This window comes from Chitinophaga sp. CF118 (assembly GCF_900112615.1).
Taxonomy (GTDB): Bacteria; Bacteroidota; Bacteroidia; order Chitinophagales; family Chitinophagaceae; genus Chitinophaga.
The window spans coordinates 843,074-855,919 of sequence record NZ_FOMK01000004.1 but is presented as its reverse complement, the minus strand read 5'-3'; the positions used below and the strand labels follow the sequence as shown (position 1 = coordinate 855,919).

10 protein-coding genes are annotated in these 12,846 nt (G+C 41.0%); 6 read left to right on the top strand and 4 right to left on the bottom strand.

The genetic code is table 11. The features are described 5' to 3' along the window. Positions 1-263: 263 nt before the first annotated feature. On the top strand, positions 264-803 hold the full coding sequence (locus tag BM176_RS19700) for a hypothetical protein (protein WP_090106006.1): 540 nt from the start codon (positions 264-266) through the stop codon (positions 801-803). Positions 804-872: 69 nt separating this feature from the next. Continuing rightward, positions 873-3,515 carry a TonB-dependent receptor gene (locus tag BM176_RS19695; RefSeq protein ID WP_177230461.1) on the top strand — a complete coding sequence of 881 codons (2,643 nt, stop codon included), beginning with the start codon at positions 873-875 and terminating at the stop codon, positions 3,513-3,515. 68 nt (positions 3,516-3,583) lie between these two features. On the opposite strand, the gene BM176_RS19690 is transcribed toward BM176_RS19695, so the two are convergent. Together BM176_RS19690 and BM176_RS19685 are read right to left on the bottom strand one after the other, a co-directional pair. Next, positions 3,584-4,828: a hypothetical protein gene (locus BM176_RS19690; RefSeq protein ID WP_090106004.1), complete on the bottom strand. Its 1,245-nt coding sequence runs from the start codon at positions 4,826-4,828 to the stop codon at positions 3,584-3,586. Positions 4,829-4,850: 22 nt separating this feature from the next. After that, positions 4,851-6,185 (bottom strand): DUF4270 family protein, encoded by a 1,335-nt coding sequence (locus tag BM176_RS19685; protein ID WP_090106003.1) that lies wholly within the window; start codon positions 6,183-6,185, stop codon positions 4,851-4,853. A 257-nt stretch (positions 6,186-6,442) separates the two neighbouring features. Here BM176_RS19685 and BM176_RS19680 point away from each other — a divergent pair, with 257 nt between their 5' ends. The 4 genes from BM176_RS19680 (at position 6,443) to BM176_RS19665 (ending at position 10,016) form a co-directional block, all read left to right on the top strand. Continuing rightward, positions 6,443-7,519, top strand: coding sequence for a Kelch repeat-containing protein (locus BM176_RS19680; protein WP_090106002.1), 1,077 nt, complete (start codon positions 6,443-6,445; stop codon positions 7,517-7,519). Further along, a complete protein-coding gene (locus BM176_RS19675) occupies positions 7,509-7,871 on the top strand; it encodes a DUF4907 domain-containing protein (RefSeq protein WP_177230460.1) in 363 nt (120 codons plus the stop codon). The genes BM176_RS19680 and BM176_RS19675 overlap by 11 nt, the downstream gene beginning before the upstream one ends. 176 nt (positions 7,872-8,047) lie before the next feature. Further along, complete coding sequence (locus tag BM176_RS19670) at positions 8,048-9,334, top strand: sensor histidine kinase (protein ID WP_090106000.1); 1,287 nt, start codon at positions 8,048-8,050, stop codon at positions 9,332-9,334. Further along, positions 9,306-10,016, top strand: coding sequence for a LytR/AlgR family response regulator transcription factor (locus tag BM176_RS19665; protein WP_090105999.1), 711 nt, complete (start codon positions 9,306-9,308; stop codon positions 10,014-10,016). Before BM176_RS19670 ends, BM176_RS19665 begins: the two co-directional genes overlap by 29 nt. Before the next feature lie 112 nt (positions 10,017-10,128). On the opposite strand, the gene BM176_RS19660 is transcribed toward BM176_RS19665, so the two are convergent. Both BM176_RS19660 and glmM read right to left on the bottom strand, forming a co-directional pair. Further along, a complete protein-coding gene (locus tag BM176_RS19660) occupies positions 10,129-11,256 on the bottom strand; it encodes a cysteine desulfurase family protein (RefSeq protein ID WP_090105998.1) in 1,128 nt (375 codons plus the stop codon). 125 nt (positions 11,257-11,381) lie between these two features. Further along, the gene (gene glmM, locus BM176_RS19655) at positions 11,382-12,764 is read right to left on the bottom strand and encodes a phosphoglucosamine mutase (RefSeq protein WP_090106142.1); all 1,383 of its coding nucleotides are present in this window, start codon (positions 12,762-12,764) and stop codon (positions 11,382-11,384) included. Positions 12,765-12,846: the final 82 nt, after the last annotated feature.

Genomic DNA, 12,846 nt, shown 5'->3' with positions numbered 1-12,846 from the left:
GTTCCGTAACAAGGTTTAATTCGTAATCCAATTAGCATGTAAATGACATGCGTAAATGACTCTGTTCATGTATATAGCATGAAGAGGAAAGCTATGTCATGTATAACAGCATGTGTAAGGATATCTGATTGTTTTTGGATGAAAAAATAATGAGCTTAATCATTTTGCATAGATCATCCAGTTATTCTGGCAATTTCAGATTCACCAACTATTCATCTGTTATCACAATAAATTAATTGTTCACTTAAAAAACAATAAACAAAATGAAAAAACTGTTTTTCACCCTTGCAATTGCTTTAGCAGCAGTATTTAATTTCAGTGCGAAAGCCCAAAGCCTCTTTTTTTATGTAAATAAGCCTAATGGTTCAGGATGGTGTTATATATCAAGCACCACCATTGGTATTACAACTACTCAGAAAACTACAATAGGAGGTCCGGACAACACATTGACAATAACACCTACAGGGGGATACTATACAAATCCTACTGGCAATTTTGCCTATGGTGCATACTGGATGGCTCCTTCTATCATTTTTCCGTTGAAAGTAAGTGTCAGTGCTGGTTACACGGCTACAATAACCAATCCTAATACTGTTTCACGCAAGGTGTTTTTAAGGGTTGAATTCCGCGATGTTAGTGGTACATTCGGCACAGGTTATAACTCAGCCACTTACACAGTGCCGGCCAATGGAAATATCACTATCCCAGTTCCTGCATGTGCAATAGATTATACAACCTGGCCGGTTGCGTCAGGAACTACTAATCCGGTGATGGTAAATTTTATACTTGCGGATGCAGTGTAATCCATGTGTTATAAAATCTGATCTAAAAAAATCATTCCTGCTTTAGTAGCAGGAATGATTTTAAGCAAAATGAAGTTATTAAAAAACATTAGTTCTCTCTTTTTCCTGCTGCTGACAGCCTTATTGGCTGCAGGACAGCAGACAGGAGTGGTATATGGTACCCTTTCTGATACATCTGCTTCTTTACAATTAAAGGAAGCCTATATTTCTTTACACCGTTCCAGTGACAGCAGCATGCAAAGAAGCTTTTTCTCCGGGGAGAATGGTGCATTTTCAAGCGGGCAAATTTCTTTGGGACATTACTATATCCGGATCTCCTACCAGGGTTATCAAACATTAAAAGTTCCTTTCATCCTGGATAAAGAACAAAATCTGAACCTGGGCACTATTTATATGTCTGCAAAAGTAATGGTACTGGATACTATTGTTGTTCAGGAAGCGGCCATCATACAGAATAAAGATACACTTGAATACAATGCAAGCCGTTTCAAAACACGCGATTATGCTGTACTGTCGGAGCTATTGAAATTGCTGCCAGGTATACAATTGAATAATGATGGTTCTATAACCATCAATGGTCAGATCATTGATCAGCTCATGGTAGATGGTAAGCCCTTTTTTGATGGTACTCCGGCAATGGCACTTACCCATTTGCCTGCAGACATTGTCAAAAAGATCCAGGTATTTGCCAGCAATAATATTACTAATTCTGGTATTCCTGCTCCACCAGGATTTTTTGGAAATAAAACACTCAATGTTGTACTAAAAGCCAACAAAAGAAAAGGAAACTTTGGCAAAGTTATGGCTGGTGCAGGGTCCGGTGGAGCCTACACCGGGAGTGCAGACCTGAACCATATGAACGGAGACCAGCAAACCACTTTAATAGGTGATGCGGGGAATGCAGATAATGATAAAAGCACAGATTTTATCAGCACGAATAATGGTATCCATCGCAAAATAAATGGAGCGCTTAACTATCGGGATAGCAGAAACGAAAAGATCAGCATCAACGGTAGCATCATAGCTAATGACCTCTATAATAAAACTATAGAACGCTCTCATGTGATCAATATTTTCCCTGGTGATTCGTCCACCATTCTGGATCAAAATTCAGAAGGAGAAATGCATACATATATGCAGCACATTAACATGAATTTGGAACATAAGCCAGATGCTTATAACACATTTACATTTCAGCCAAGGATTTTGTTGCAACATACAAATAACAATAATGTCCAGCAAAGCATTCAGCGCTACGAAAACTCAGGTGATACCATATACCGTTCTAACGGCACTAATACCAGCAGCGGAAGTAATACGATGATTTCATCACTCCTTCAATATACCCACAGCTGGCAACAGTCTGTAAAAAAAATATCATTGGGAGTGAATTTTTCCGGTAATAATGATAAACATAATACCACCGGTCATACTGAAACAGAGGCCATTAATCTCGATCAGCATAGCATCAGTAAAAACAATGGATTGAATATAGCCCCCTACCTGACCTTTATTACACCTGTCGGGGACAAGAGCATACTCAATATACAAGGTAATTATTCCTACAACAGGAATGCAATGTCATATAGGGTATTCCGGCTCAATGAAAGCAACCAGCACTTTGATGAACTGGACTCCTCTCAAAGCAATGATTTTAACAGCACTTATAATACTACTGCCATACAATTCAGCTTAAGGAGGCAATTGAAAAATTCTACTGTCACAGTAGGATCGGGTATAGAATCGGACTGGATCGCAGGCCAAAACCTGACTAATCATACCCATATCAGCAGGCGTTTTGTCAATGTACTTCCTTCTGCTATGTTCACACTCAATATGAGAGGCCGTAATAATCTGACGGTTAGCTATAACGGAAAACCTATGACCGTGTCTGTTCAGCAGCTTCAGCCAGTATCCATCACTGCTGATTCTCTTTTTATAACGGAAGGTAATCCTGACCTGCAACAACCTTATATCCATTCAATGAACCTGGGCTATACTTCACTTATTGGAAGTAATAACCGGTTCTTCTCTGCTACCTTAACCAGTAGCATTACCATGCATTCTATCCAGCAATCCATTACATTGCTGGATAATGGCGTTCAGGTAAGTAAGCCTGTGAACCTGGAAGGCGCCCGGGATGTTTCCCTTATCATAAATTATGGTATCCCCGCAATTAAAAGCAAATCCAGCTTCAACTTTGCAGTTAATGCTACTTATTCAAAAAATCCTGTGCTGAGCAATGGGACGAGGAATGATAGCCGTATATTGTTCTACTCAGGTACCATTGTCTGGAACTATCGTCCGGCTAATGGCTTTGACCTTAACTTAAGTACCACTCCAGGGTATAACTCCTTACAAACAGGATTAGGTCAGCATGAGAGTTTCTTTACTACTGCTATAGGAGCTAAAGTCAGTTATATAAAGGGTGACTGGGACGCAGCTTTATCTGCCTATTATAACTATAATAGCAGCCTGCCTTCAAATTATAAAACCAAATATCCGGTTACCATACCTGCGGTTGGTTACCGTTTTTTAAAGCATAAAGAAGGGGAAATCAGGCTATCAGTAATGGACCTGTTTAATCAGCAGTCAGGGGCTTCCAGAAGTATTTCCTCATCCTCTGTATCAGATACACGGTCAGAGACCAGAGGGCGATATATACTTGCAACATTTACATATAATTTCAGAAAGTTCGGGGGTAAAGAATAAAGCTATAAAATCAAAAGAGGTGTACTTCGCGGGAAGTACACCTCTTTTGATTTTATAGTTAGTAGCTACTATTCGTATGTTCTGCGGATAAACCAGATATCTCTCAGGGAGAAGTGGAGTACACCATTCACATAGGTTTCTTTGATCAGTCCACCGCTGGTTGTACCACGTTGTCCTACTTCAATACCTATGTAATAACGTAGAGCACCACTACGGCTGGGGATAGAAACTCCGGCTGTTCCTGATACATCTCTGATCTGGTTATTTTTTATTACCAGGTTGGAATTATAATAGGAGAAACCAGCTTGCGCCACGATACCTTCTATCTGCTGATTATAGTAAGTACGGTGGAAGGTATATTCCAGGCCGGTTGAATAGCGGTCTGAATTAACCAGATTATAATTGGTTGTTTGATTACCTGCTGAACCCCATTTCTCAGTACGATAGTCGGCCAGCCAGGTAAGGGTTCCATTACCCAGGGAAAAACCAGCACCGATTTGTTCCGGTAAGTAAACTTTAGTTCTGGCCAGGTCGGGATCCGTATAAAGGGTAGTAGAACTACTGTTCACTATATACAGTTTATTCTCATAGTTCATAGTTGTTTTAAAGCGGTAAGTACCGCCAATGCCCAACTGCCAGTTCTTGCCGATTTTACCAGTATACTGGATACCTGTATTAAAGTTCAGGTTAAAGGCATAACGTTCCATCCTGGTAGATACTGTATCCCCACCTACATTTTGGGTGTTATTGTTAGGACCGAACAGGAAATTACTGGATACACCTACTGAAAAGTTCTTTGTTAATTTTACTGCATTAGAGATATATGCTTTATTGATACCACCGGTACCTTCTGTGGTAGTTACCAGTTGAGATCCATCTAAATCTGTAGTAGAAAGAAGTTTATAATTAACCGTGCTGTAGGATGCAAATCCTGCACTGATTCCCCAGCGGTTATTTGCTTTAAAGCCTAATGCAAGCCTTTTGATATTTACATCACCAGCCTGTTGGTTAAGGGTGTTTGCATCTTTATAATTAATAGATTGTGCCCGCAGAGCCACATCAAACATAAAATGCTGTCTTGGTATGGCGGAGTAGGAGGCCGGGTTCAACTCGTTCAGAAAATAATCTGAACGGCGGGCAATCCCTGTACTTGACACACCAAAGTTACGGCTGTAATCACGTTGCTCTATGTCGCCAATACTATAAGCAGAGTAAAGAGAGTTGATCCCTTTTTGTGCCACAGCATTTCTGCCCGATAATAATATCAGGCCGCCTACGCATAAGCCAGTTGTATATTGTTTTATTCGCTTCATGTAATCAGTAACTTGATTGCAATTATTTATACTGCAGGTAATAGATCTTAATCTCAAGCTTGTTATACTTACTATTTCTATCACCTAATATAACACGGCCAAAATTCGTAAGTCCTGTATTTCTGGGTACTACAAGAGCCAGACCGCGGGAATTATCTGTTGAAGCTGCTATTTCAGCAATGCAATAATTTGTAATATCGTAAGTGTAAGCGGTACTTATATTACTTGAATAATCAATGACAAGATTTCCGGTTTGTACACCTCCTGTACTTGGAGAAACCAGTGAATCAGTAATGGCATTGCTGGTATTAACTTCACAAAGTGTCAGTTTCTGAGGAAGCAAATATGGATATTGGTAAGTGGCTTGTTCCGGTCTTACCGTTAATGTTGCACGCATTACTTTAAAAAACTTGTGTAATTGTGACAGATTCTTTAGATAAGGAATATCAATACGGGTCATTACCTGTGTAAGCGGTTGTATATATGCTTTATTATCAGCAGCAGTGGAAAGCAGTTTATCATTTGCTTTAGTGAGTGATTCCAATGGAGAGCCAGGTACACGTACATAATCTATATGATTGAACTGCATTTGTGCATTATAAAGTGCAAAATCAATACTTGTTGTCGTTTGATCATTTGCACTTGCATGATAATACAAACGCATCACAAGGGAGTCATCTGCACGGAAGGAGTGAATCAGTTGACTGTTTGCACCCGGTTTAAGTGCGAGTCCCTTAAAATATTGAGAAAATTGTGTTTGATCTTTGATAGTCTGAACACCAGTTTTGCTTTTTAGAAAGAAATCATTGCCCAGCGCATCGTCCAGCTTAATTCTAATTACAGTGTCATAGGTTGGCCTAATGGTAAACTGTTTGCTTCCCAATGGAGTACTTTCTGTAGCAAAGCTGTAATTACTATATAAATAAGTATTAGTAAGAGGTTTTTTGATATTTTCGGTTACCCTGTAAACCCCAAGGTCCTGCAGCTTCGATGTATCTCCATATGTTGTTTTATTAGGACGCATCACCAGAACCATGGAATCATAAACTGCCAGATTTGGAATGGTTGTGCCGCTGAAAGCCTTTACCTGCCAGTATGAACTGGCGGATACTGTTCCGAATACGGGATCGTTGTGAATACCACAAAGAGCAATATTCTGGTCGGAAGTTGGAATTGAATCGATATATACAGTACTCATATACATCGTTGATGAATCAATAACGATGTATTCAGTTGCGCCATTGTCGACTATATTGTCATAAGCAAAACCTGTCTTGTCACAGGCCGAGGCGCCTGTAATTAACAACGCACAAATCAGATATTTACAAGCCTCTTTGGCACGGATACTTTTATTCATGGAGCGCAATTTTAGACAGGATGCCTAGTTCCTGCTTATTTAATATGCCAATTGGCTTATTTTATCGACGAATACCCATTACAGCGCCTTATGCAACTGCCGGGGTAGTAACATAGTTAATAAGGTAAACAAACCGATTGGCAGATATAAAAGCGTCTTTTATCATGTAAATATAGTGATATGTCTATTTTGTGATTGCACTACAACAAGGGCGGATAATTTTGGCAGCTATAAAAAAATAAAAGTAAAAATAACTTATGCGTTATCTAAAAGTATATTTTCTGGCATTAACAGTGATTACCCTGGCATCCTGTACCTCAAGTGATGATGATGAAAAGCTGGGTAACTGGATAAGGAAGGCCGAGTACAATGGAAATGCCAGACGTAAAGCTGCCTGTTTTGTGATTGGCGATACAGCATATGTTGGGACAGGACAAGGAACAGGTAGCGATAACACACCACACGGACTAAATGACTTTTGGAAATATGATCCGGTAAAGGATACCTGGACTACAATAGCAGCTTTAGGCCCGAATGGCGTTGATGTTAATGGTATTCAAAATATTTATTCCCGTTTTGGTGCATCTGGTTTTACAGTTGGTTCCAAAGGATATATAACAACGGGTTATTCCAATACTAATAATAATGTTTTTGCCCCTTTGAAAGATACCTGGGAATATGATCCTGCTAGTAACAGCTGGGCACAAAAGGCAGATTTCCCTGGTAATGCACGTTTAAGTGCTGTTGGGTTTGGTCTGGGCGATTATGGTTATGTAGGCACTGGTACAGCTGCTGAGGGTAGTGGAACTAACTACGCTGATTTTTACAAATTTTCCCCTGGTGCTGCAGGTACACCAGGTACCTGGTCAATAGCTGACGGATTGAAAGACAAGAGAACAGATGCAGTTGCATTTGTTATCAAGGATAGCGCTTATGTAGTTACAGGTTCCGGTAGTGGCACATCATCTATCTCCCGCATGTATGTGTATGATGCCAATAATGACCAGTGGCTTGAGAGATGGCAGATCACCAATTCTACTGACGGTTCATTTGACGATGATTATACTACCATTGTACGTTCAGGCGCTGTTGCTTTCGTAATCAATAACAAAGCATATTTAGCTACAGGTACCAGCAGCAACACATGGGAATATAATCCGATCACTGGTTATTGGACAGAAAAAACTGCTTTTGATGCCCTCAGTCGCAACGGTGCTGTTGGTTTTAGTGTAAAAGGCAGAGGTTTTGTAGCTCTTGGATACAGTGGCAGTACTTTCCTGGACGATCTGCATGAGTTTGATCCTACTGTGGAAAATAGCACGAATGACAACTAAGAAAAAATCATTTTTTGCCGGTAGTTGCATACTGACATTGTTAATACTTTGTTCAGCCTGCCAGCAGAAACAGATAAAAAATACTGAAATTACCGCAGGGCAGGATAGCCTTGCGGTAGTTCCTTTTCAACTGGAACATGGAGGTTGGGGTTACAAAATCAACATTGGAGCTAAAACCCGCATCTACCAGGATATCATTCCTACCATTCAGGGCAGACATGTTTTCCAGACAAAGGAAGATGCACAAAAGGTAGGGGATGTGTTAGTTAAGAAAATGAGACAAACCGGCACCGGATTTCCGGTTATTAGCAGACAAGAGATGTTGGATTTGAAAATTGCCGGCGTAGAGTAGCTAAATAGCGATCTGAAGAGACATATTGTATAATTTATAATACTGGCCACAGTACTGCATCCGGCCTCATGGGAGAGTTATTCCCCTAAAAATTTAACATTCCTTTTACCATACTTAACAAATTTTAACAACCCCTTTACCGGAATTGAGTGTAAGTTTATCGCGCTTTTAGCCACATGATAAATTTAAAACTACTCTATAAAAGCCGGTTATTTAATGTTGGACTGCATATTGTAGTTTGGACCTGCTTCCTGTTTTTTCCTTTTTTCATCTACCGGATCAAAATTCAACACCCCTGGTTTTTTGCGCGTGAAATTGTGGATAACCTCTTCCTTATTGGCGTTTTCTACCTTAACTTCTACGTACTCATCCCCCGGTATTTTACCTTAAAAAAGATCGTTTACTATCTGAGTTGTGTGATTTTCATGCTGGTTTTCATCATTATGCAGCAGGCACTGACAGATTATCTATTCTGGAAAACCTATTCTGCACAGGAAACCTCCATCGGTACGCCGGAAGATCGCAACAGGGATGTTGGCTTTCCTCCTCCGCCACCCTTCAGCCGCTATCACGAACCGGAAAATGAAGTAATTCGGCAGAACAGAGGTGTCCATTTCAGGGAAAAACTACCAATTGCTTTCGATGAGGCAGTAGTACACGACACTTTTACGTCTGCTACAGGAGGAATTCCTCTTGAATTGAGGGAGAGCGGAACGCCCTCTTTCCTGGACTATATCCTGTTCCCGGAAATATTGCGAAAATCGGTGTTTGCTGCGCTGCTCATGCTTTTCATGAGCGGATTTATCAAGATTGCACAAGAATGGTTCAAGAGCGAACAACAACGGGAAGCACTGAAAGTGGAGAACCTGAACGCTGAATTAAAATTTTTAAAGTCACAGATTAATCCTCACTTCCTTTTTAACTGTCTAAACACTATCTATTCACTTGCACATAAACATTCGGCACAAACGGAACATGCTATTGTAAAGCTGTCTACCATCATGCGGTATATGATTTATGATTCGAATGAAGACAAAGTGCAATTGCAACAGGAACTCCAATACCTGGAAGATTACATTGATATTCAACGCTTAAGGATGCCTGAAGATATCGTGGTTGATTATGCGGTACAGGGAAATCCGGCCGGACTGAGGATAGAGCCCATGCTCCTGGTACCCTTTGTGGAAAATGCATTTAAGCATGGTATCAGTTATGCGGAGCCTTCCTTTATCGCCATAGCAGTGGCTATAGAGAAAAATCAGGTACGGCTGGTAGTGGAAAACAGCGTTTTCCGGAAAAGGGTAGCCGAAAAAGGAGGAATAGGTTTACAGAATGTTCGCAAAAGACTGGAACTATTGTATACCGAAGACCACGAACTGGAAATAACAGAAGCAGAAAACCAATTTATTGTTGATCTTAAAATAGTGTTGAAAAATGATCAGGTGTATAGCAGTGGACGATGAACCACTAGCGTTGGAAATAATCACTGACTTTGCGAAGAAGGTTCCCTTCCTTTCGCTTATAGGTACGTTTGAAAACGCAGCGGAAGCATTGCGTTTTTTGCAGGAAGAGAAGGTAGACCTGCTGTTCCTGGATATTAAGATGCCTGATATTACCGGTATTCAGTTCATGAAATCGCTCAAATATCCTCCCATGGTGGTGTTTACAACCGCCTATGGAGAGTATGCGCTGGAAGGATTTGATCTGGAAGTTGTAGATTATCTGCTGAAACCAGTACCTTTTGAACGTTTTCTCCGGGCTGCTACCAAAGCCCTGGAACTGCGGACTATGTCCCAGCAGAAAAATGGCGACAGCAGCAACAACCATGTAAACGACTACATCTTCATCAAAACAGAATATAAGATTATTAAGATCAATCTTGAAGATATCCTTTTCATCGAAGCACTAAAAGATTATACAAAGATCTATACACCTTATCAACCGGTACTTACCCTGCGCAGCCTGAAATCATTTGAAACCAGGCTACCTTCAGATAAGTTTATCCGGGTACACCGCTCTTATGTAGTATCTCTTAACAAGATTAATTCTGTAGAGAAGAATACCGTAATGATTGCTAATCAGTCTATTCCTATTAGTGATGGATATAGGGAGAAGTTTTATGATGTGATTAACAGGAATTCATAAGCATTTTTTATACAAAGAGAGAAGGAGATAAGGTTTTGCCTTATCTCCTTCTCTCTTTGTGGGATGATGCCATAACATATAAAAGAAAAAGCTCCATATGGAGCTTCTTCTTTTATATAATGTCTTTCAACTTCTTCACCACTTCATCAACTTCCTCTTTCGTATTATCCTTACTGAAGGAGAATCTTACCGCTATGTGGTTAGGATTGCTGCTAATAGCGCGGATCACATGAGAACCCAGATCAGCGCCGGAGGTACAGGCACTTCCGCCGGAAGCACAGATACCATTGATATCCAGGTTGAACAGCAGCATCTCGCTTTTCTCTGTTTTAGGGAAAGATACATTTAATACAGTGTAAAGGCTGCGGCCATAAAGATCACCGTTAAAGCTAATACCAGGAATATGCTGCTGCAGCTGTTCGGCCATATACATACGCAGGTCATTAATATACTTACTATGCTCTTCGTAATGGATAGTGGCCAGTTCCAGTGCTTTTGCCAGTCCTACAATGCCGTAGAGATTTTCTGTACCCGCACGCATATTACGTTCTTGTGACCCTCCCTGTAAAAGAGGAGTTATTTTCACGTTCTCATTTACATACAGAATGCCCACACCTTTAGGACCATGAAATTTATGACCTGCCCCATTAATGAAATGGACAGGTGTATTACGCAGGTCGAAAGGGTAGTGGCCTACTGTCTGTACTGTATCTGAATGGAAGATAGCATCAAATTCTTTGCACAGGTTACCTACAGCATGTATATCCAGCAGGTTGCCTATTTCGTTGTTCGCATGCATAAGCGTAACCAGGCATCTCTCCTTAGAGCCAGCCAGTAACTCACGCAGGTGATTAAGGTCCACATGCCCGTTCGGAAGCAGCTTTACATTGCTAAGTTTTACTTTTTCCCTGGAATGCAGATGTTCTACTGAATGGAGGGTAGCGTGGTGCTCTATCTCAGAAGAGATAATGTGCCGGCAACCCAGGTTATGAATCGCTGCATTGATAGCAGTATTGCTGCTTTCAGTCCCCCCGGAGGTAAAGAATATCTCTCCCGGGTTCGCATTCAGGATCTTAGCTACTGATTTACGTGCAGTTTCGATAGCCAGCCTTGATTCACGACCATAAGAATAAATGGAAGACGGATTGCCGAATTTTTCGGTCATATAAGGCAGCATCACATCCAGGACCTCTTTATCCAGCGGCGTGGTAGCTGCATTGTCAAAGTATATTCTTTTCAAGTTGGTTGGTGGTTTTTGATATAAAATAACTGCCCCGTTGGGGTATGCAAATGTCTGACTTTTTTTGAAAATAAAAGGGGCTATACTTTTAGTATAGCCCCTTTTAAATAATATTTAATTGATAATCAATGCATAAACTCGCGAATGTCCTGCATGATCCTTTTGGCGATATTATCTGCAGTGGTTTCATTCTGGCTTTCAGCATAGATCCTGATGATAGGTTCAGTATTGGAAGTACGTAAGTGTACCCAATCCTTTTCGAATTCTATTTTCAGGCCATCTTCTATGTTCAGCGGTTGATTTTTGTATTTTCCTTTGATCTTTTCAAAGATGTCTTTCACATCCACACCTTTGTCCAGTTCTATTTTATTCTTTGAAATGAAATAATCGGGATAGCTGTTACGTAAGGCTTTCAGGTTCTTTTTGCTGTGTGCCAGATGGCTCAGGAACAATCCAATACCGATCAGCGCATCACGACCATAATGCAGATCCGGAACAATGATACCGCCGTTACCCTCACCACCTATTACTGCGTTCACCTCTTTCATTTTGCGCACCACATTTACTTCTCCTACAGGAGACGGATGGTATTCTCCCCCGTTTTTCAGGGTAATATCTTTCAGTGCCTGGGTAGACGACAGGTTGGAAACGGTATTTCCTTTCCTGGTCTTTAATATATAGTCTGCCACTGCCACCAGGGTATATTCCTCGCCGAACATGCTGCCATCTTCACATACGAAGCAAAGACGGTCTACATCAGGATCTACGGCTATTCCCAGGTCTGCATTTGATTTATTTACTTCATTGCTGAGAGCGGTCAGGTTTTCTGGCAATGGTTCAGGATTATGACTGAACTTACCATTTACCTCATCAAATAATACAGTCACATCATCCACACCCAGTGCTTTGAGCAGGGCCGGAATATAGATAGCTCCGGTAGAGTTTACTGCATCCAGTACCACTTTGAAGTTGCGGGCTTTTATAGCCGGAACATCTACCAGGGGGTAATTTAAAACGAGATCAATATGTTTCTGCAGATAGCTGTCATCCTTGGTATAGGTGCCCAGTTTGCTCACATCGGCGAAAACAAACTCTTCCCGTTCAGCAATACCCAGTAAAAGGGCTCCTTCTTCTCCGGAAATGAATTCGCCCTCACTATTGAGCAGTTTCAGAGCATTCCATTCTTTTGGATTGTGACTGGCTGTGAGGATAATACCACCTGCGGCATTTTCCATCTTCACTGCTATTTCCACGGTAGGAGTGGTAGAAAGGTCCAGATCTACGACATCCAGTCCCAGGCCGTTGAGTGTTGCCACTACCAGTTGCTTTACCATTTCACCGGAAATACGTCCGTCACGTCCGATAACTACTTTCTTATTATCAGATTGTTGTGTTAGCCAGGTGCCGTAAGCAGCTGTAAACTTGACTACATCAAGAGGGGAAAGTCCTTCGCCGGGCTTGCCTCCGATAGTTCCGCGAATACCGGAAATTGATTTGATCAGTGCCACGAGTTTCAATTTTAAAGGAAGGGCAAATATAAAGTGACTATTCCCAAAAGAAAAAACATATTTGCTCCCCGGTTTCTATATG

Coding starts and splice junctions, on each gene's coding strand:
- BM176_RS19680 (WP_090106002.1), top strand. CDS start 6,443: ATGCGTTATCTAAAAGTATATTTTCTGGCATTAACAGTGATTACCCTG.
- BM176_RS19695 (WP_177230461.1), top strand. CDS start 873: ATGAAGTTATTAAAAAACATTAGTTCTCTCTTTTTCCTGCTGCTGACA.
- BM176_RS19665 (WP_090105999.1), top strand. CDS start 9,306: ATGATCAGGTGTATAGCAGTGGACGATGAACCACTAGCGTTGGAAATA.
- BM176_RS19675 (WP_177230460.1), top strand. CDS start 7,509: ATGACAACTAAGAAAAAATCATTTTTTGCCGGTAGTTGCATACTGACA.
- BM176_RS19685 (WP_090106003.1), bottom strand. CDS start 6,185: ATGAATAAAAGTATCCGTGCCAAAGAGGCTTGTAAATATCTGATTTGT.
- BM176_RS19670 (WP_090106000.1), top strand. CDS start 8,048: ATGATAAATTTAAAACTACTCTATAAAAGCCGGTTATTTAATGTTGGA.
- BM176_RS19690 (WP_090106004.1), bottom strand. CDS start 4,828: ATGAAGCGAATAAAACAATATACAACTGGCTTATGCGTAGGCGGCCTG.
- BM176_RS19700 (WP_090106006.1), top strand. CDS start 264: ATGAAAAAACTGTTTTTCACCCTTGCAATTGCTTTAGCAGCAGTATTT.